The 214-nt window shown below is 46.3% G+C and carries 1 pseudogene; it reads right to left on the reverse strand.

Annotation, left to right across the window (positions count from 1 at the left end):
- Positions 1 to 214, reverse strand: a pseudogene (locus ACHABW_RS26130) (MFS transporter); the annotation flags it as partial.

Below are 214 nucleotides of genomic sequence, written 5' to 3' on the forward strand. Positions count from 1 at the left end.
CGAAACCTGTTGGTTCATCACTTGACCAGCGAGCTTATCAGTGGAGGCTGCGATGACAAGCATTTGAAGTGGACGATTTTTCTTAAGTACCGGCCAGTAATCTCGAAATCGAACTTTCACACTGATTTCTGCCATTCCGAAATATTGGCGACGGTCTTTGGAACGGATCGCGATGATCGCCAAAATCGTAAATACAAAAGCGAGTGAGGCGACT

The organism is Salipaludibacillus sp. CF4.18 (assembly GCF_051262595.1).
GTDB lineage: Bacteria > Bacillota > Bacilli > Bacillales > Salisediminibacteriaceae > Salipaludibacillus > Salipaludibacillus neizhouensis.